At 61.3% G+C, this 19,838-nt stretch carries 15 protein-coding genes; 1 reads left to right on the top strand and 14 read right to left on the bottom strand.

Annotated features, from left to right (window positions below):
- Nucleotides 1-74 precede the first annotated feature (74 nt).
- From rpoC to AB8A33_RS09520, 8 genes are all read right to left on the bottom strand, one after another.
- Nucleotides 75-4,274 (bottom strand): DNA-directed RNA polymerase subunit beta', encoded by a 4,200-nt coding sequence (rpoC, locus tag AB8A33_RS09555; protein WP_439092515.1) that lies wholly within the window; start codon nt 4,272-4,274, stop codon nt 75-77.
- A 125-nt stretch (nt 4,275-4,399) separates the two neighbouring features.
- On the bottom strand, nt 4,400-8,515 hold the full coding sequence (rpoB, locus tag AB8A33_RS09550) for a DNA-directed RNA polymerase subunit beta (protein WP_439092514.1): 4,116 nt from the start codon (nt 8,513-8,515) through the stop codon (nt 4,400-4,402).
- A gap of 429 nt (nt 8,516-8,944) precedes the next feature.
- Nucleotides 8,945-9,322: a 50S ribosomal protein L7/L12 gene (gene rplL / locus AB8A33_RS09545; protein ID WP_439092513.1), complete on the bottom strand. Its 378-nt coding sequence runs from the start codon at nt 9,320-9,322 to the stop codon at nt 8,945-8,947.
- Nucleotides 9,323-9,376: 54 nt separating this feature from the next.
- A complete protein-coding gene (gene rplJ / locus AB8A33_RS09540) occupies nt 9,377-9,895 on the bottom strand; it encodes a 50S ribosomal protein L10 (protein ID WP_439092512.1) in 519 nt (172 codons plus the stop codon).
- Between the two features lie 642 nt (nt 9,896-10,537).
- Nucleotides 10,538-11,179, bottom strand: coding sequence for an Isoquinoline 1-oxidoreductase subunit (locus AB8A33_RS09535; RefSeq protein WP_439092511.1), 642 nt, complete (start codon nt 11,177-11,179; stop codon nt 10,538-10,540).
- A complete protein-coding gene (locus tag AB8A33_RS09530) occupies nt 11,176-13,341 on the bottom strand; it encodes a molybdopterin cofactor-binding domain-containing protein (protein ID WP_439092510.1) in 2,166 nt (721 codons plus the stop codon). Before AB8A33_RS09530 ends, AB8A33_RS09535 begins: the two co-directional genes overlap by 4 nt.
- A 3-nt stretch (nt 13,342-13,344) precedes the next feature.
- Nucleotides 13,345-13,809, bottom strand: a complete 465-nt coding sequence (locus tag AB8A33_RS09525) for a (2Fe-2S)-binding protein (protein ID WP_439084604.1) — start codon at nt 13,807-13,809, stop codon at nt 13,345-13,347.
- Nucleotides 13,810-13,968: 159 nt separating this feature from the next.
- Nucleotides 13,969-14,649, bottom strand: a complete 681-nt coding sequence (locus AB8A33_RS09520; RefSeq protein ID WP_439092509.1) for a TetR/AcrR family transcriptional regulator — start codon at nt 14,647-14,649, stop codon at nt 13,969-13,971.
- 106 nt (nt 14,650-14,755) lie between these two features.
- Here AB8A33_RS09520 and AB8A33_RS09515 point away from each other — a divergent pair, with 106 nt between their 5' ends.
- A complete protein-coding gene (locus tag AB8A33_RS09515) occupies nt 14,756-15,892 on the top strand; it encodes an FAD-dependent oxidoreductase (protein WP_439092508.1) in 1,137 nt (378 codons plus the stop codon).
- A 51-nt stretch (nt 15,893-15,943) separates the two neighbouring features.
- On the opposite strand, the gene map is transcribed toward AB8A33_RS09515, so the two are convergent.
- The 6 genes from map to secE all read right to left on the bottom strand — a co-directional run bounded on the left by map (nt 15,944) and on the right by secE (nt 19,748).
- Complete coding sequence (gene map / locus AB8A33_RS09510; RefSeq protein ID WP_439092507.1) at nt 15,944-16,690, bottom strand: type I methionyl aminopeptidase; 747 nt, start codon at nt 16,688-16,690, stop codon at nt 15,944-15,946.
- A gap of 19 nt (nt 16,691-16,709) precedes the next feature.
- Nucleotides 16,710-17,660, bottom strand: a complete 951-nt coding sequence (locus AB8A33_RS09505; RefSeq protein ID WP_439092506.1) for a 2-hydroxyacid dehydrogenase — start codon at nt 17,658-17,660, stop codon at nt 16,710-16,712.
- A gap of 96 nt (nt 17,661-17,756) precedes the next feature.
- Entirely contained in the window at nt 17,757-18,449 is a 693-nt protein-coding gene (gene rplA / locus AB8A33_RS09500; protein WP_149532121.1) for a 50S ribosomal protein L1, read from the bottom strand.
- Between the two features lie 6 nt (nt 18,450-18,455).
- Nucleotides 18,456-18,884: a 50S ribosomal protein L11 gene (gene rplK / locus AB8A33_RS09495; RefSeq protein ID WP_068731528.1), complete on the bottom strand. Its 429-nt coding sequence runs from the start codon at nt 18,882-18,884 to the stop codon at nt 18,456-18,458.
- A 129-nt stretch (nt 18,885-19,013) separates the two neighbouring features.
- The gene (gene nusG / locus AB8A33_RS09490) at nt 19,014-19,544 is read right to left on the bottom strand and encodes a transcription termination/antitermination protein NusG (RefSeq protein WP_092151984.1); all 531 of its coding nucleotides are present in this window, start codon (nt 19,542-19,544) and stop codon (nt 19,014-19,016) included.
- A gap of 12 nt (nt 19,545-19,556) precedes the next feature.
- Complete coding sequence (gene secE / locus AB8A33_RS09485) at nt 19,557-19,748, bottom strand: preprotein translocase subunit SecE (RefSeq protein WP_092151982.1); 192 nt, start codon at nt 19,746-19,748, stop codon at nt 19,557-19,559.
- Between the last annotated feature and the right edge of the window lie 90 nt (nt 19,749-19,838).

Below are 19,838 nucleotides of genomic sequence, written 5' to 3'. Positions count from 1 at the left end.
CCGAATGAACAGATCAAAACGAGAAAGGGCCAGCTTGCGCCGGCCCTTTCGTTTCTTAAGTCTGCCCGGTCCGATTACTCGGCCGACGGCAGCATCAGCGGTTCTTCTGCCGGAGCCGACGGCACGATCGCCGCCTGCTTCTCGCGCTCGTCGAGGATCATCTTGTCGCGCTTCATTGCGACTTCGCGGATCTTCGCCATCGAGGCGCCGGTACCGGCCGGGATCAGGCGGCCGACAATGACGTTTTCCTTGAGGCCTTCGAGCGGGTCCACCTTGCCGTTGACGGCAGCTTCGGTGAGCACGCGCGTGGTCTCCTGGAACGACGCTGCCGAGAAGAACGAACGGGTCTGCAAGCTGGCCTTGGTGATGCCCAGCAGCACAGGGTTTCCGGTCGCGATCTTCTTGCCTTCTTCCTTCGCCTTCAGGTTCAGCGCGTCGAACTCGATCTTGTCGATCTGCTCACCCGAGATCATGTCGGTCTCGCCCTGATCGGTAATCTCGACCTTCTGCAGCATCTGACGGACAATCACTTCGATGTGCTTGTCGTTGATGAGCACGCCCTGCAACCGGTAAACTTCCTGGATTTCATTGACCAGATAGGCAGCGAGTTCCTCGATGCCCTTGATCGCCAGAATGTCGTGCGGCGCCGGATTGCCTTCGACGATGTAATCGCCCTTTTCGACGATGTCGCCGTCCTGCAGATGGATCTGCTTGCCCTTCGGAATGAGGTACTCGCGGGTCTCCTCGTTCTTGTCGAGCGGCTCGATCGAAATGCGACGCTTGTTCTTGTAGTCGCGTCCGAAGCGGATGGTGCCGCCGATTTCCGCGATGATCGCCGCGTCCTTCGGCTTGCGGGCCTCGAACAGTTCGGCCACCCGCGGCAGACCGCCGGTGATGTCACGCGTCTTCGCGCTTTCCATCGAAACACGGGCGAGAATGTCACCCGAGGTCACCTTGGCATCGACGTCGACCGACAGAATGGCGTCGGGCGACAGCATGTAACGGGCATCGCCGCCACGTGCGAGCTTGAGGACCTTGCCGTCCTTGCCCTTGATGACGATGGCCGGACGCAAGTCCGCACCACCACGCGACGAGCGCCAATCGGTAACGACGCGCTTGGCGATACCGGTCGACTCGTCGAGCGTTTCCGTAATCGACTGACCGTCGATCAGGTCCTCAAACCCGATCGTGCCGTCGACTTCGGTCAGCAGCGGACGGGAATACGGATCCCATTCCGCGATGCGCTGGCCGCGCTTGATCATGTCGCCCTCGGCCACGTGCACGCGGGCGCCGTACTGGATACGATACGTCGCACGCTCGGTGCCATCGGCATCGCTGATGGCGATGACCATGTTGCGCACCATCGCGACCATGTGGCCTTCGCCGTTCTTGGCGATGGCCTCGTTCTTGATCGTGATCTTGCCGTCGAAGTTCGACTCGATCACCGACTGCTCGTTGAGCTGCGCCGCACCGCCGATGTGGAAGGTACGCATCGTCAGCTGCGTGCCGGGCTCGCCGATCGACTGCGCCGCGATGACGCCGACGGCCTCACCGTGGTTGACAGGCGTACCGCGGGCCAGATCGCGACCGTAGCAGGTGCCGCAGATGCCGTTGACCAGTTCGCAAGTGAGAGCCGAACGGATCTTCACTTCCTGGATGCCGGCCTGCTGGAGCAGATCGACGTCCTTCTCTTCCATCAGCGTGTTGCGCTTGATCAGCACCTTGTTGGTCGCGGGATCGCGAATGTCTTCGCAGGCCGAACGACCGAGAATACGCGACGCCAGCGATGCGACCACCGAACCGGAGTCGATGATGGCGCGCATCTTGATGCCGAGATTGGTGCCGCAATCGGTCTGCGTGATGATGCAGTCCTGCGCCACGTCGACGAGACGACGGGTCAGGTAGCCCGAGTTCGCGGTCTTCAACGCGGTGTCCGCGAGGCCCTTACGGGCACCGTGGGTCGAGTTGAAGTATTCGAGAACCGACAGACCTTCCTTGAAGTTCGAGATGATCGGCGTTTCGATGATCTCGCCCGACGGCTTGGCCATCAGGCCGCGCATACCACCGAGCTGACGCATCTGGGCCGGCGAACCACGAGCACCGGAATGCGCCATCATGTAGATCGAGTTGATCTGGGCTTCTTCACCCGCCGCATTCTTCTTCACCGAGGAGATTTCCTTCATCATCTCCTTGGCGACTTCTTCACCCGCCTTCGACCAGGCGTCGACGACCTTGTTGTACTTCTCACCGTGGGTGATCAGGCCGTCATTGTACTGCTGTTCGAAGTCCTTCGCGAACGCACGGGTGGCGTCGACGATCTTCCACTTCGAGCCCGGCACGACCATGTCGTCCTTGCCGAACGAGATGCCGGCCTTGAACGCGTTGTAGAAGCCGAGCGCCATGATGCGATCGCAGAAGATCACGGTCTCTTTCTGACCGCAGTGACGATAGACCTGATCGATGACGCCCGAGATTTCCTTCTTGGTCATCAGCTTGTTGATGACGTCGTAAGGCATCTTCGGTGACTTCGGCAGCACCTGCCCGAGCATCGCGCGGCCGGCGGTGGTTTCGATCAGACGGGTGACCGTCTTGCCGTCCGCATCGAGGCCAGTCCAGCTGTACTTGATCTTGGTGTGGAGGTGGATGACCTTCGCATGCAGCGCATGCTCGATCTCCGCCATCTCACGATACAGCTTGTTTTCGCCCGGGAGACCGGCACGCATAGTCGACAGGTAGTACAGACCCAGCACGATGTCCTGCGACGGCACGATGATCGGCTGACCGTTCGCGGGATGCAGGATGTTGTTGGTCGACATCATCAGGACGCGCGCTTCCAGCTGCGCTTCAAGCGACAGCGGAACGTGCACGGCCATCTGGTCGCCGTCGAAGTCGGCGTTGAAGGCCGAGCAGACCAGCGGATGCAGCTGGATCGCCTTGCCTTCGATCAGCACCGGCTCGAACGCCTGGATGCCCAGACGATGCAGAGTCGGCGCGCGGTTCAGCAGCACGGGATGTTCGCGAATGACCTCGTCGAGAATGTCCCAGACCTCGGGGCGTTCTTTTTCAACGAGCTTCTTCGCCTGCTTCACCGTGGTGGACAGACCCTTGGCGTCGAGACGCGAATAGATGAACGGCTTGAACAGTTCGAGCGCCATCTTCTTCGGCAGACCGCACTGATGCAGACGCAGTTCCGGACCGACGACGATGACCGAACGACCCGAATAGTCGACCCGCTTGCCGAGCAGATTCTGACGGAAGCGACCCTGCTTGCCCTTCAGCATGTCGGCCAGCGACTTCAGCGGACGCTTGTTGGCGCCGGTGATGACACGGCCACGGCGGCCGTTGTCGAACAGTGCGTCGACGGCCTCCTGCAGCATGCGCTTTTCGTTGCGGATGATGATGTCCGGCGCGCGGAGCTCCATCAGACGCTTCAGGCGGTTGTTACGGTTGATGACGCGGCGATAGAGATCGTTCAGATCCGAGGTCGCGAAGCGGCCGCCATCCAGCGGCACCAGCGGACGCAGATCCGGCGGGATCACCGGCACCACCGTGAGGATCATCCATTCCGGCTTGTTGCCGGAATAGCGGAAGGCCTCGACGATCTTCAGGCGCTTGGCGAGCTTCTTGTGCTTGATGTCGGATTCGGTCTCTTTCATCTCGACGCGCAGCTGCTCGTCGAGCTTCTCGAGCTCCAGACCCTTCAACAATTCACGGATCGCCTCGGCACCGATCATCGCGGTGAACGAGTCCTGGCCGTATTCGTCCTGCGCCTTCAGATACTCTTCTTCAGACAGCAGCTGACGGTCCTTGAGCGCGGTGAGACCCGGCTCGAGAACGACGTAGTATTCAAAGTACAGGATGCGCTCGAGATCCTTGAGCGTCATGTCCAGCAACTGGCCGATGCGCGACGGCAGCGACTTCAGGAACCAGATGTGCGCAACCGGAGCAGCCAGTTCGATGTGGCCCATGCGCTCGCGTCTGACGCGCGACAGGGTCACTTCGACCGAGCACTTCTCGCAGATGATGCCCTTGTACTTCATGCGCTTGTACTTGCCGCACAAGCACTCGTAATCCTTGATGGGCCCGAAGATGCGGGCGCAGAACAGGCCGTCGCGCTCGGGCTTGAAGGTACGGTAGTTGATGGTTTCCGGCTTCTTGATCTCGCCGTAGGACCACGACAGAATCTTCTCCGGGGACGCAATCGAGATCCGGATCTGGTCGAAGACCTGAGCCGGAGTCGTCGGATTGAAGAGATTCATAATTTCTTGGTTCATCGTCTTCTCCTCGCGTGCCGATCGCCATCAGCAGCAAATTCGAAATTCTTTAGAGCCACACACCCTGCCCCACGTCCCGGCTGGGTGCGGACGCCCGGCCATCAGGCCGGGCGCAACGCTTGTTCTTACTCGGCAGCTTCGGATGTCGGCCCCGGCAGCTTGGAATTGTGCAGATCGACGTTGAGGCCGAGCGAGCGCATTTCCTTGACCAGCACGTTGAACGATTCCGGAATACCGGCCTCGAACGTGTCGTCGCCGCGCACGATCGCCTCGTAGACCTTGGTACGGCCTGCGACGTCGTCCGACTTCACCGTCAGCATTTCCTGGAGCGTGTACGCCGCGCCATAAGCCTCGAGCGCCCACACTTCCATTTCACCGAAGCGCTGACCGCCGAACTGCGCCTTACCACCCAGCGGCTGCTGCGTGACGAGCGAGTACGGGCCGATCGAACGCGCGTGGATCTTGTCGTCCACGAGATGGTGAAGCTTGAGCATGTAGATGTAGCCCACGGTCACCTTGCGATCGAACTGGTCGCCGGTCCGACCGTCATAGACGGTGGACTGACCGGACGCGTCGAAGCCAGCCATCTTCAACATCTCTTCGATGTCGGCTTCCTTCGCACCGTCGAACACCGGCGTCGCAATCGGCACGCCGGGCTTCAGGTTACGCGCCAGTTCAAGCAGCTCGGTGTCGTTCAGCGACTTGATGACTTCGTCTTCGCCGTAAACCTTCTTCAGGGTGTCGCGCAGCGGCTTCAGATCCTGCTTCTGGTAATAGGCGTCGATGGTCTGACCGATCTTCTTGCCCATGCCTGCGCAGGCCCAGCCAAGATGCGTTTCCAAGATCTGACCGACGTTCATGCGCGACGGCACGCCGAGCGGGTTCAGCACGATGTCCGCATGCGTACCGTCTTCAAGGAACGGCATGTCTTCGATCGGAACGATCTTCGACACCACGCCCTTGTTGCCGTGGCGTCCGGCCATCTTGTCGCCGGGCTGAATCTTGCGCTTCACCGCGACGAAGACCTTGACCATCTTCATCACGCCTGGCGGCAGTTCGTCGCCACGCTGCAGCTTCTCGACCTTATCGAGGAAGCGCTGCTCAAGGCCCTTCTTCGACTCGTCGTACTGCTTACGCATCGCTTCGATTTCGGTCATCAGCTTGTCGTTCGCGGTGGCGAACATCCACCACTGCGACCGCGGATTCTCGTCGAGCACGGCGCGCGTGATCTTGCCGTCCTTCTTGAAGCCCTTCGGACCGGCGATGCCGACCTTGTTCTCCAGAAGATCAGCCAGACGGCCATAGACGTTACGATCCAGGATGGCCTGTTCGTCGTCACGATCCTTGGCGAGACGTTCGATTTCTTCCCGCTCGATCGCCAGAGCGCGTTCGTCCTTGTCGACGCCGTGACGGTTGAACACGCGGACTTCGACGATCGTGCCCTGCACGCCCGGAGGCACGCGGAGCGAGGTGTCGCGAACGTCCGACGCCTTTTCACCGAAGATGGCGCGCAGCAGCTTTTCTTCCGGCGTCATCGGGCTTTCGCCCTTTGGCGTGATCTTGCCGACCAGAATGTCGCCAGCGCGGACTTCGGCGCCGATGTAGACGATGCCAGCTTCGTCGAGGTTCTTCAGCGCTTCTTCCGACACGTTCGGAATGTCGCGGGTGATTTCCTCAGGGCCGAGCTTGGTGTCGCGGGCCATCACTTCGAATTCCTCGATGTGGATCGAGGTGAAGACGTCTTCCTTCACGATCCGCTCCGAGAGGAGGATCGAGTCTTCGAAGTTGTAGCCATTCCACGGCATGAACGCGACGAGCACGTTGCGGCCGAGCGCGAGTTCACCGAGATCGGTCGACGGACCGTCGGCAATGATGTCGCCCTTGCGCACTACGTCGCCAACCTTCACCAGCGGACGCTGGTTGATGCAGGTCGACTGGTTCGAACGCTGGTACTTCATCAGGCGATAGATATCGACGCCCGACTTGGTCGGATCGAGATCTTCGGTCGCCCGGATAACGATACGAGTCGCATCGATCTGGTCGATCACACCCGAACGGCGGGATGCGATCGCAGCACCGGAGTCACGGGCCACGACGGCTTCCATGCCGGTACCGACGAACGGCGCTTCGGCGCGCACCAAAGGCACGGCCTGACGCTGCATGTTCGAGCCCATCAGCGCGCGGTTGGCGTCGTCGTTCTCGAGGAACGGGATCAGCGCCGCAGCGACCGAAACGAGCTGCTTCGGCGACACGTCCATGTAGTCGACCTTGTCGGCCGGCAGCGGCAACACGTCGCCGGCGTGACGGCAGATCACCATGTCTTCGGTGAACTTGCCCTTGGCGTCGAGCGACACGTTCGCCTGCGCGACCGAGTAGCGGCCCTCTTCCATCGCCGACAGGTACACGACTTCATCGGTGACGCGACCGTCCTTGACCTTGCGGTAAGGGGTTTCGACGAAGCCGTACTTGTTGACGCGCGCGAAGGTGGCGAGCGAGTTGATCAGACCGATATTCGGGCCTTCCGGCGTTTCGATCGGGCAGATACGGCCGTAATGGGTCGGATGCACGTCGCGGACTTCGAAGCCGGCGCGCTCGCGGGTCAGACCACCGGGGCCAAGCGCCGAGAGACGACGCTTGTGGGTGATTTCCGAGAGCGGGTTGGTCTGGTCCATGAACTGCGACAGCTGCGACGAACCGAAGAACTCGCGCACCGCAGCAGCCGCGGGCTTCGCGTTGATCAGGTCCTGCGGCATCACGGTGTCGATGTCGACGGACGACATACGTTCCTTGATGGCGCGCTCCATGCGCAGCAGGCCGACGCGATACTGATTTTCCATCAGCTCGCCGACCGAACGCACACGGCGGTTGCCGAGATGGTCGATGTCGTCGATTTCGCCCTTGCCGTCGCGCAGATCCACCAGCGTCTTGATGACGGCGAGGATGTCTTCCTTGCGCAGCGTGCGATGAGTGTCCGGCGCGTCGAGTTCGAGGCGCATGTTCATCTTCACGCGGCCCACGGCCGAGAGATCGTAACGCTCCGAGTCGAAGAACAACGACTGGAACATGTTCTGCGCGGATTCGAGCGTCGGCGGCTCGCCCGGACGCATCACGCGATAGATGTCGAACAGCGCGTCTTCACGCGTCAGGTTCTTGTCTGCGGAAAGCGTGTTGCGGATATAGGCGCCGATATTGACGTGGTCGATGTCGAGCAGCGGGAGTTCCTTGTAGCCCTCCTCGTTCAGCGCCTTCAGCGACTTCTCGGTGATCTCTTCGCCAGCTTCAGCGTAGATTTCGCCGGTCTTCACGTTGACGAGGTCTTCGGCGAGGTAGTTGCCGACCAGTTCTTCGTCGGTCAGACGCAGCGCCTTGAGGCCCTTCTCGGCGAGCTGGCGGGCAGCGCGCACGGTGAGCTTCTTGCCGGCTTCGAGCACGACCTTGCCGCTGTCGGCATCGATCAGGTCATTGACGGTGGAATAGCCGCGGAAACGGGTAGCGTCGAACGGAACGCGCCAGCCTTCCTTGATCTTCTTGAACTGGATCTTCTTGTAGAACGTCGAGAGGATTTCCTCGCCGTCCAGACCCAGCGCAAACATCAGCGACGTCACCGGAATCTTGCGGCGACGGTCGATACGCGCGAACACGATGTCCTTGGCGTCGAACTCGATGTCCAGCCAGGAGCCGCGATACGGGATGACGCGGGCAGCGAACAGCAGCTTGCCCGACGAATGGGTCTTGCCCTTGTCGTGATCGAAGAACACGCCCGGCGAACGATGCATCTGCGAGACGATGACGCGCTCGGTGCCGTTGACGACGAAGGTGCCGTTCATGGTCATGAGCGGGATATCGCCCATGTAGACGTCCTGCTCCTTGATGTCCTTGACGGACTTGGCGCCGGTTTCTTCGTCGATATCGAACACGATCAGGCGCAGCGTCACCTTCAGCGGCGCAGCATAGGTCATGCCCCGCTGACGGCACTCATCGACGTCATATTTCGGCGGCTCGAATTCGTAGCGCACGAATTCCAGCATCGATGTGCCCGAGAAATCCGAGATCGGGAACACCGAACGGAAAACAGCCTGCAGACCTTCGTCGAGGCGACCGCCGGTCGGCTCATCGACCATCAGGAACTGGTCGTAGGACGCCTTCTGAACCTCGATGAGGTTCGGCATCTCTGCGACTTCTTTAATATGACCGAAGAACTTGCGAACGCGCTTGCGACCTGTGAACGTCTGCTGACCCATCGTGGCCTCTCATTGCGTCGCCCGAAAGGGGCGAACCTTCCAGAGCGCGACTGCCATCGCCTCCGGGTTGAATTTCCAAGAACGCTCCGAATTCGGCGCCCAATGTGAGGAACAAAATCCCCCTCCTGAGCATTTGAATCGCAGAACGCAAAACGACGTGCGCGATGCCCGACTGCATCCCGCCCGTCCAAACCGTCTAGCTACGGACCGAAAAGCCCGAAATCTGCCTGTCTCCCAACGGCTTAACCAGAGGCGTCGCCGCTCCTGCTGTCAGACCGCGTTTTCGTGCTGCCGTCCCGATATGGGATGGCAATCATGGAGATTCGAGGGTGGTTCCCAGCGCATCCCCACACATTGCTGTGTAGTCCATCGAGTTCCGGCCCAGAGGGCGGCCAAACAGCCGCCCTCCAGATGGAACCCAAAAGGGTCTTACTTGAGCTCGACCTTCGCGCCAGCCTTCTCGAGCTGACCCTTGATCTTCTCGGCTTCGTCCTTGGCAACGCCTTCCTTGACGGGCTTCGGAGCGCCTTCGACCAGGTCCTTGGCTTCCTTGAGGCCAAGACCCGTGATCGCACGGACTTCCTTGATGACTTCGATCTTCTTGTCGCCGGCCGAAGCCAGGACAACAGTGAACTCGGTCTTTTCTTCAGCAGCAGCGGCACCGCCACCACCAGCAGCCGGACCAGCAACCGCAACAGCGGCAGCAGCCGAAACGCCCCACTTCTCTTCGAGAAGCTTCGCGAGTTCAGCGGCTTCGAGCACGGTCAGGGTCGAGAGGTCGTCAACGATTTTATTGAGGTCAGCCATTGATCTATATCCTTAAGCGTATTTGGTTCGAACCAGGGTTGATTGCGAAGGGCGTCAGGCCGCTTCGCTCTTTGAGGCATAGGCCTGAACAACACGCGCGAGCTTCGCCGCGGGAGCTGTCGAGAGCTGAGCGATCTTGGTCGCCGGCGCCACAAGGAGGCCGAGGATCTTCGCGCGCAGTTCGTCGAGCGAGGGCAGCGCGGCCAAGGCCTTGACGCTGTCGACGTTCAGGACGGTTGTGCCCATCGAGCCACCAAGAATGACGAACTTCTCGTTCGCCTTGGCAAATTCGACGGCAACCTTCGGTGCAGCTACCGGATCGTCCGAAGTGGCGATCACAGTCGGGCCCTTCAACAAGGAACCGATGGCGGCAACATCCGTGCCTTCAAGAGCAATTTTGGCGAGACGGTTCTTCGAGACCTTCACCGAGGCGCCCGCCAGCTTCATCTGCGAACGCAGGGTCTGCATCTGGGCAACGGTGAGGCCGGAATAATGGGCGACGACCGCCACGCTGGTGGTCTTGAAGACCCCGTTCAGCGCTTCGACCGCGTCCTTTTTAGCCGCTCTTTCCACAGCAAGCTCTCTCCGGTTGGCGGCCTCTATCGAGATAGGACCGCCGGGTTACACCCACCGTCCCACCTAAACCTGACCTCAAGACACACGGCCTTTGGACACGTCGGGCGAGACGATATGATAGCCTGCCCTCCCGAACCTTCCTGGCGAACCAGTCACAGCGCGGGGTGTCGAGGTTCGAACCAAATACGCGTCATGTCGCACAAAACGACATTGGCGAAATCCAGTCTTCACCCGTCTATGCTGGCTGCATTAAGTTTTACGATTAAGCCGTTGATCGAACTCGCGTTCATCGCAGGCGCCAGCAGTCTCGGACAGGATTCAGGATCATCGATAAGCCATCATCTGACCTATTGGTGACCCCTGCCCGCCTTCGTCAAATCCGCGTCGCGCTTCCTGTCCCCTTCGAGCGATCCGAGTGGATAGCCTGAAAGGAAAAGTCTCCTGCGATGTGGGTTGTCGGAATGCGAACACAGACGCGCCAGCTACCAGCCAGCACGCCCGGAAACGGTTGTTTAACGAGTCTTTTTCGTGTTGCCAAGTGCGAAATGCCGATCTGGCATCTTTTCTGCAAGGGGGCAGACAAGGCACCGCTTGGGAGCAGAAGTGGAACCGGCCGAACCGGCTCCAGTTCTGGTTACATCACCCCTTCGGACAGGCCGCTCCCGCATCGGCCCAGGCCTTGATCAGCTCACCGAACTGTTTCTGTGTGCCCGGCGCAGGGGTCCGGTTGCCACCGGGATGCCAGCCCCAACCGACCAGTTCGTCTTCGGCCATGTGCTTCACCAGCGCGGCCATGTCCTTGCCGCCGTTGCGCTCCTTGTCCTTGATCTGGGAGCAGATCTGGCCAAGCGTCTTGCCCTGCCAGGCCATTTCCACCGGCGCCAGAGCCCATTTCGGATTGCCAGGGACGTTGGCGGCATCGAAGTTGTTCTCGTGGTGACAGGTGGCGCAAGCGAGACCACCGGTCGCGCCGACACCGCCCTCACCGCGCACGACCAGCGGGATATGCGGTCGCATGCGATCGGTCTGGGTCGGGCGGTCGGTGGCCGGATGGCAGTTCATACAGCGCGGCGACTGGATGACCTTGCCGGCCTCCGTAAACAGCGCCACCGCGCGCTCATTCTTGCTCTTGATCTTGGCGAAGGCCGAGACCGGCTGCAGCTTGGTCGGATTGCTGACCGCTGCATCGGCCTCCTGAAAGCCCGGCTCCGCGAATGCGAGCAGGCCAGCCGCGAGACCGCCAGCGACCAGCGCCAGCATCGAGGTCCTGAACAGCTTCATGCCGACGCTCCCGGCACGACCGGCAATTGCCGCGGCCTTCCCACACCAAGTTTGGCCATCGCATTGGCAACGGCAGGCCCGAGCGGAGGCACGCCGGGCTCGCCAACGCCCGTCGGCTTCTCGGTCGACTTCACGATGACCACTTCGATCTCCGGCATCTCGTTGATGCGCAGCGAACGATAGGTGTCGAAATTGCCGGACACCGGCGCGCCGGCATCCAGCGTCTGTTCCGCATAGAGGATGTGACCGAGGCCGAAGCCGATGCCACCTTCCATCTGCGCGCGAATGATGTCGGGGTTCACGGCGACACCGCAATCCACTGCGCACCACACCTTGTGCACCTTCGGACCGTCGTCGGTCATGGACAGTTCGACCACCTGCGCGACAAAGGTGTTGAAGCTCTCGACCACCGCAACGCCGCGCGCACGGCCTGCCGGCACCTTGTAGTTCTTCCAGTCGGCGAGTTCAGCGACCGCCTTGAGGGCCCCTGCGTGGCGCGGCTTCTTGCTCAGGAGTTCAAGCCGACCTTCGATCGGATCCTTGCCAGCAGCCTCGAGCAGTTCATCGACAAAGGCTTCGACGACATAACCAGTGTGGGTGTGGCCCACCGAGCGCCACCACAACACGGGCACGCCGACATCGACCTGATGCATGTCGCAGCGGAAGTTCTCGACGTCGTATGGGATCTCGTTCGAGCCTTCATAGGACGTCGGATCGAGGCCGTCTTTGAACATCATGGACTCGAAGAAGGAGCCCTTCATGATCGACTGCGAGACGATGGTGTCGCTCCAGGCTTCGATCTTGCCGTCGCGCACCGCGCCGCGCATGCGGTGGATGCAGTACGGCCGATAATAGCCGCCGCGCATGTCGTCCTCGCGCGTCCACACCAGCTTGACGCCCTTGCCCGGTCCGATTGCCTTCGCGACTTCGGCGAGCTCGATGGCTTGATGCGTGCTCTGCTGCGCACGGCGGCCGAAGCTGCCGCCGGCAAGAACAACGTCGATCTTCACCTTCTCGATCGGCAGCCCGAGCACCTTGGAGATCGCCATATGGTCAGGCGTCGGAAACTGGCAGCCGTAGCGCGCATAGGCGGTGTCGCCGTCCCATTTCAGATAGGCGTTGAGCGGCTCCATCGCGGCATGGGCCAGATACGGGAAGACGTATTCAACCTCGATCACGCGGCCACCTTTGGCCATCGACTCTTCGAACTTGCCCTCGGCCTTTACGAGTTTGCCGGCCGTCTTCGACAACCCGCGGAATTGCTGCAGCAGTTCGGCGCTGCCACGCTTCTCCGCCTTGCTGTCATCCCAGGTGATCTTCAGCGCTTCGCGGCCCATCTTCGCGGGCCAGAAGCCCTTGGCGTAGACAGCGACGCCGTTCGATATCTGCTTGACGTCGACGACACCAGCCACGGCCTTCGCAGCCGTCGCATCGAAGGATGCAACCTTGCCGCCGAATTTCGGCGAACGCGCCACGACCACCGTGAGCATGTCCGGCTCGTTGATATCGAGCGTGTAGAATGCCTTGCCATTCGTCTTGTCGGCGCTGTCGAGGCGCTTCACCGCGCCTTCCTTGCCGATCAGCTTGAACTGCGACGGATCCTTCAGCTTCGGATCGGTCGGTACCGGCATGGCCATCGCCTTGTCGGCGAACTCACCGAAGCGACCTTCATGGCCTGATGCATGCTTCATCACGCCGTTATCGACAGTGATCTCGCTTGCCGGCACCTGCCACGCATCGGCAGCAGCCGCGACCAGCATCTGGCGCGCGGCGGCGCCGACCTGGCGCATCTGGATGTAGGAATTGGCGATGGCCGTCGAGCCACCGGTGCCCTGCATGCCGAACGCCAGATTCTTGTAGAGCTGCGGATTCGACGGCGCGTGATCGGCACGCATCTGAGCCCAGTCCGCGTCGAGTTCTTCGGCGACCAAAGTCGCCATGCCGGTGAACGGCCCCTGCCCGAACTCGATGCCCTTGCACAGCACCGTGACGGTGTTGTCGGGCTTGATGATCAGGAACGTATTCGGCGCGATATTGACCTGTGGCTTTGCCGCCGCCTGTGCGAACAGCTTGTCGGCGCGCGCAACATAGGCGCCAAGCACGAGACCAGCGCTGCCCTTGAGCAGCGTGCGACGGGAGAGTTTGGTGTCATGAACGGTCATGGCTCAACCCTCCAGAGATTTGGCGGCGCCATGAATGGCGGCGCGGATGCGGACATAGGTGGCGCAGCGGCAGATGTTGCCGTTCATCGCCAGATCGATATCGTTGTCGGTGGGGGTCGGATTGATGCTGAGCAGCGCAGTGGCGCTCATCACCTGGCCGGATTGGCAGTAGCCACATTGCGGCACGTCGAGCGCGACCCATGCCGCCTGCACCGCCTTGGCTTCCTTGGAGTCGAGCCCTTCGATGGTGGTGATTTCGCTGGTGCCGATGGCCGAGACTGGCATTGAACACGAGCGGACGGTCTGGCCGTCCACATAGACCGTGCAGGCGCCGCATTGCGCGACCCCGCAGCCATATTTGGTGCCGGTGAGACCGGCCCCGTCTCGAATTGCCCAGAGCAGAGGAGTGTTGGGATCGACGTCGACCTGACGGGCCTGACCGTTGATCTTGAGAGTGAACGCAGCCATCGCTGATGTCCTATGTCGTCGAATGTACGCCTACATTCGAGTTGTTCTAAACAACCGACCTCTACATCCGCATTGCGGAATAACCCATTCAATTATTTTTGTACCGGCCGGGAACGAAATTCGCTCTTGCGAAACGGCCTTGCAGACCAGTCGCCAGCTTCAGAGGCGCCGCGACGCTTCGATGCCGCTCAGGATGAGATCGATTCCGGCGATAAAGTCCTTGCGGTCGTCGTGCCCCCGCAAATGTGCCGCCATGCTGCGGGTGAATGCATAGGCGTCCGGATCGAGCTGAGACCAGGAGGTCGCGACCGCGTCCAAAAAGTCAGACCTGTCGATTCCTCGCATCCGGCCGAGCTGCCCATTAGCCGCGTTCTGCGCACCGACGCCAAGGATGTAGTTCAGCAGCGCGCCCACCGTCGCCCACTGGTCTTCGCCCGGCACGCCAAGGGCACTCACCTGCTGGCCGATGCGTTCGAGTATTCGCACCATGGGTAACTGCCCGGGAGCACGTGTGAGCGCCGAGCCCACCCACGGATGTGCGTCGATCGCGTCGAACATGCCCAGCGCGAGGGTGCGAATGATGGCCTGAGGCGTTGCGCCAACCAGAGGCGCATTCAGCGTGCGCGCGACGATGGCGTCGCAGGCGGCCGTCAGCAGCTCGCTCTTGTTGGGCACGTGCCAATAGATCGCCCCGGGGCCCGTAGCGAGCCGCTCCGACAGGGCACGGAATGTCAGACCATCTTCCCCGCCGCCGTCCAGTATCGCGATCGACGCTTCGATGATGCGATCCCGGGAGAGCGAGTCTTCGCGTCGTGGGCTGCTGCGAGTTTTCTTGGCCATGGCTCATCTTGACATAAATGGAACGACGTTCCAATAGAATGGAATGACGCTCCATTGAGGCCTTGGGAAATGTCCCGGGACAGCGTGCTACTGCGAAGGTGGCGAGATGAGTATGCATGTGGCGATTGTTGGCGCAGGGCTCGGCGGGCTGACGCTTGCCCGCGTGCTTCATGTTCACGGTATCGCAGCGACGATCTATGAAGCCGAAGCTTCGGCCGACTCGCGAGCACAAGGCGGCCTGCTCGATATTCACGAATACAACGGGCAACTCGCACTCAAGGCTGCCGGATTGTTCGAAGCTTTCCGCGACATCGTCATCGTCGGTGCTGATGCCAAGCGCATACGCGACAAGGACGGTAAGCTGCTGTTTGACAGGCCCGACATGGGCAACGGCAGTCGACCCGAGGTGGATCGCGGAGAACTGCGTCGGCTTCTGCTTGCTTCTCTGCCCGCCGACGCGATCCGTTGGGGACACAAACTAACCTCCCTGTCTCCACTCGGCGGCGGGCGGCACGCATTGACTTTCTCCCATGGCCCAACGGTGACGACCGATCTCCTCATAGGTGCCGACGGCGCGTGGTCACGCGTTCGTCCGCTTCTTTCAACAGCGAAGCCTGTCTATGTCGGCACGTCATTTATCGAGACGTTTCTTTTCGACGGAGACACCCGGCACAAAGCCAGCGCGGAAGCCATTGGCGGGGGCACGCTGATGGCGATTGCACCGGGCCAGGGAATCTTTGCGCACCGTCACGCGGACGGGACGCTGCAAGGCTACGTGGCCCTGAACAGGCCGGAGGACTGGATTGCCCGCATCGACTTCTCCGACCGGACGAATGCCCTCGCCCGCATCGCCGCAGAATTCGAGGACTGGGCTCCGGAACTGACAGCGCTCATCACCAACAGTGAGGCTGCCCCTGTGCTTCGCCCGATCTATGCGCTGCCGATCGAACACCGATGGGATCGCGTAGCCGGCGTGACGCTGCTCGGCGATGCGGCGCACCTGATGTCACCGTTCGCCGGCGAAGGCGCCAATCTCGCAATGTATGACGGCGCCGAACTCGCGAAAGCCATCATCGCCAATCCCGGTGACATCGAAGCCGCGCTCACCACTTACGAAACCGGCCTGTTTCCCCGCAGCGCATCTGTTGCCGCGGAGACCGACCGGAATCTGAAGCTGTTCTTCAACGACAATGCGCCTCAGAGCGTGGTTGACCTGTTCAACAATCACCTGCACGTCGGGTGACCGATCCCACGACACAGAAGACGCCCGATCGTCGGCCCCGCATAGCCCAGTCTATGCGAGCGTGAGGATCAGCGGTCCCCGGCTGGTCGCGACGAGCGTGTGCTCGTACTGCACCGTGGGCTGATTGAGCGGCGGACGGAGTGACCAGCCGTCATCTTGTTGGTCCACCCAATCCGCGCCGAGCGACAGGAACGGCTCGATGGTGAAGACCAGGCCCTCAGTGATCATGCGCTTGTCCCGCGCCTCGTACCAGGTCGGAATTTCGCCAGGCTCGTCGTGCAGTGAAAGCCCGACGCCGTGGCTCGCCAGATTGCGCACGAGGCTGTAGCCGTTGGTGCGGGCGAAATTCTCGATCGAGCGGCCAACTTCGTTGAACCGACGGCCGGGCTTCACGGCCTTGATTCCAGCCCACATCGCCTTACGACCGTCGCGGCAGAGGCGTTCGATGCGCGGCTTGACCGGCGGGACGGCGAAGCTCGCGCCAGTATCGCCGAAATAGCCATCTAGCTCGGCCGAGACGTCGATATTGACCAGATCTCCCGCCTTCACCACCGTGTCATCAGGGATGCCATGCGCGCAATCGGGACCGACCGAAATGCAGGTCGCGCCAGGAAAGTTGTAAGCGAGTTCGGGTGCAGAGCGCGCGCCCTCCTTCTCCAGCATGGCGCGGCCGAAGTCATCGAGCTCCCGGGTTGTCATGCCCGGCTCGAGCGCCTTGCCCATGGCCGCGAGTGTGCGCGCCGCCAGCCTGCCGATGGCCTGCAGCTTGTCGAGCTGGTCCTCGTTCTCAATCGTCATTCGGTCTTTCCCGTGCGAACTACACCACCACCGGATACGGCAGTGCCTTCCCCGCGTAGAACGCATCGAGATTGGCAATGACGCAGTCCTGCATCGCCGTGTGCGAGTCGAGTGTGTGGCCGCCGATATGCGGCGTCAGCACGACATTCGGCAAAGCCGTGAGTGCGTCGGGCGCGTGGGGCTCCTTCTCGAACACGTCGAGGCCGGCGCCGGCGATGGTCTTGTCCGTCAGCGCTGCTGTGAGCGCAGCCTGATCGATCACCGAGCCGCGCGAGATGTTCACGACCACGCCATTGGCGCCGAGCTTCTTCAGCATCGCGGCATCGATGATGCGGTTGGTATCGGCCCCTGCCCGCACGGCGATCATCAGCACGTCGCACCATTCGACCAGCGCTTCGAGGCTGGGCTCATAGCGATACGGCACATCATGCTTGCTGCGGCTGTGATAGGCGACGTCGCATTCGAAGGCCGCGACGCGCGATGCGATCTTGCGGCCGATCTCGCCCATGCCATAGACGCCCACCTTGCGACCGGGATTGCCGGGCTGCGGCGACATCAGCGGCGACGGCTTTGCGGAGGACCAGCCGCCTTCGCGCAGATACTGATCCGCAGGCAGCAGACGGCGCGTCACCGCGAGCATCAGCGTGAGTGCGAGATCGGCGACCGAGGCCGCATTCGCGCCAGGGCTGTTGCCGACCACGACCTTGCGCTCGGCCGCGGCCTTGAAGTCGACGCCGTCATAGCCGGTGCCGTAGCAGATGATGGCGCCGAGCGCCGGCATCATGTCCATCACGTCTGCCTTGAGCACCTGACCGCCCGCGGTGATCAGCGCGCGCACGTCTTTCAGTTGGTCAGCGGAAAAGGTCTGCAGCGGTGGCTTACCTGCCGCGTCCAGAAGGTTGAAGTGCTCGCCGATGCGCACCATCTGGGACTTCGGGAAACGCGAATAGATCAGAACCTTCTCGGCCATCGTGACATTCCTGCTGGGTCAAAACGCTGAAGACAAAAGAAAGGGCGGAACCGGTTGCCCGATTCCGCCCTGGTTTCTTGCAAGCCTTGTTCCGGCTTAGCCGAGCACGGTGCCCGTCTCAACCTTGATGCCGGGGCCCATGGTCGAGGACACAGCAACGCGCTGCAGATAGGTGCCCTTCGCGCCAGCCGGCTTCGCCTTGGAGACAGCGTCGACAAGAGCCTTGATGTTTTCGACCAGCTTCTCTTCCGAGAACGAAGCCTTGCCGATACCAGCCTGCACGATGCCGGCCTTCTCGACGCGGAATTCGACCGAACCGCCCTTGGCACCCTTAACCGCACCGGTGACGTCCATGGTCACGGTACCGATCTTCGGGTTCGGCATCATGCCGCGCGGACCGAGCACCTTACCAAGGCGACCGACCAGCGGCATCATGTCGGGGGTTGCGATACAGCGATCGAAGTCGATCTGACCGGCCTGGACCTTCTCGAACAGGTCTTCTGCACCGACGACGTCTGCGCCTGCTGCCTTGGCTTCTTCAGCCTTCGGACCACGGGCGAACACGCCGACGCGCAGGGTGCGGCCGGTGCCGTTCGGCAGGGTGACAACGCCACGGACCATCTGGTCGGCGTGACGCGGATCGACGCCGAGGTTCAGCGAAATTTCGATGGTCTCATCGAACTTCGACTTGGCGCGTTCCTTGACCATCTTGATGGCCTCGGCGACCGGGTAGAGCTTCTCGCGGTCGATGCCCTCACGGGCGTTCTTCAAACGTTTTCCAATTGCCATGACCGTTTACCCCGCGACCTCGACACCCATCGAACGGGCAGAGCCCTCAACCATCTTCATGGCCGATTCAATGGTGTCGCAATTCAGATCCTTCATCTTCGCTTCGGCGATCTCGCGCACCTGCGCTTTGGTCACCGCGCCGGCCTTGTCACGACCCGGCAGCTTGGAGCCGGAGGTGAGTTTGGCGGCCTTCTTGATGAAGAAGGACATCGGGGGGGTCTTGAGGGCGAAGGTGAACGAACGATCGGCGTAGATCGTGATCACCACCGGGATTGGGGTGTTCTTTTCTTCCTTCTGCGTCTGCGCGTTGAACGCTTTGCAGAATTCCATGATGTTCAAACCGCGCTGACCAAGCGCGGGACCGATCGGGGGCGAAGGGTTCGCCGCACCGGCCGGCACCTGAAGCTTCAGGTATCCGGTCACTTTCTTTGCCATGTGTCACTCCTGTTGTGCCGGTCGTCGACCGGCTGTTTCAGGTTTCGTGGTTCGGTCGACAAGCGGTTGGCAACCGCCCTCTTCCTCCCACGGCCTTAGAAACGCGAGGCGAACCTCGCGCTATTGCGATCAGACCTTCTCGACCTGACCGAATTCCAGTTCGACCGGCGTGGCGCGGCCGAAGATCGACACTGCGACCTTCACGCGCGAGCGTGCCTCGTCGATTTCCTCGACGACGCCGGAGAACGACGCGAACGGGCCATCGGCCACCTTCACGTTCTCGCCGATCTCGAACGACACCGACGCCTTCGGGCGCTCCACGCCTTCCTGCACCTGGTGCAGAATGCGCATCGCCTCGGCTTCCGAAATCGGCATCGGCTTGTTTTCCGCGCCGAGGAAGCCTGTGACCTTCGGGGTGTTCTTGATCAGATGAAACGCTTCGTCGGTGAGCTGCATCTTCACCAGCACATAGCCGGGGAAGAACTTGCGCTCGGCGTCCATCTTGCGACCGCGACGCACTTCAGTGACCTTCTCGGTCGGGACCAAAATCTGTTCGAACAGGTCTTCCAGGCCACGCTGCTTGGCCTGTTCCTTGATCGACTCCATCACCTTCTTTTCGAAATTCGAATAGGCGTGAACGATGTACCAGCGCATGCTCATAATTCAGTTCCGTCAGTGCATCGTGAGCAAAAAGGCGACGAGGTAGCGGATGATCTGATCCGCCGCAAAAAAGAAGATCGACGACAGCGCCACCATGACGAACACCATGATGGTCGTGATGGTCGTCTCGCGTCGCGAAGGCCACGTGACCTTGTTGGTCTCGGTGCGCACTTCCTGCAGGAATTTGAACGGGCTGAACGCCATCGTTATGTGATCCGCATCCGTCGTGAGACGATTGAATTGGTTTCAGGAATCCGAACAGCCCTCTTGCGCCCAACCCTTTATTCAAGGATG

Source organism: Tardiphaga sp. 813_E8_N1_3, assembly GCF_051811025.1.
Taxonomy (GTDB): Bacteria; Pseudomonadota; Alphaproteobacteria; order Rhizobiales; family Xanthobacteraceae; genus Tardiphaga.
Note: the sequence above shows the minus strand (reverse complement) of the source record. Positions and strands in the feature narration are given on the sequence as shown.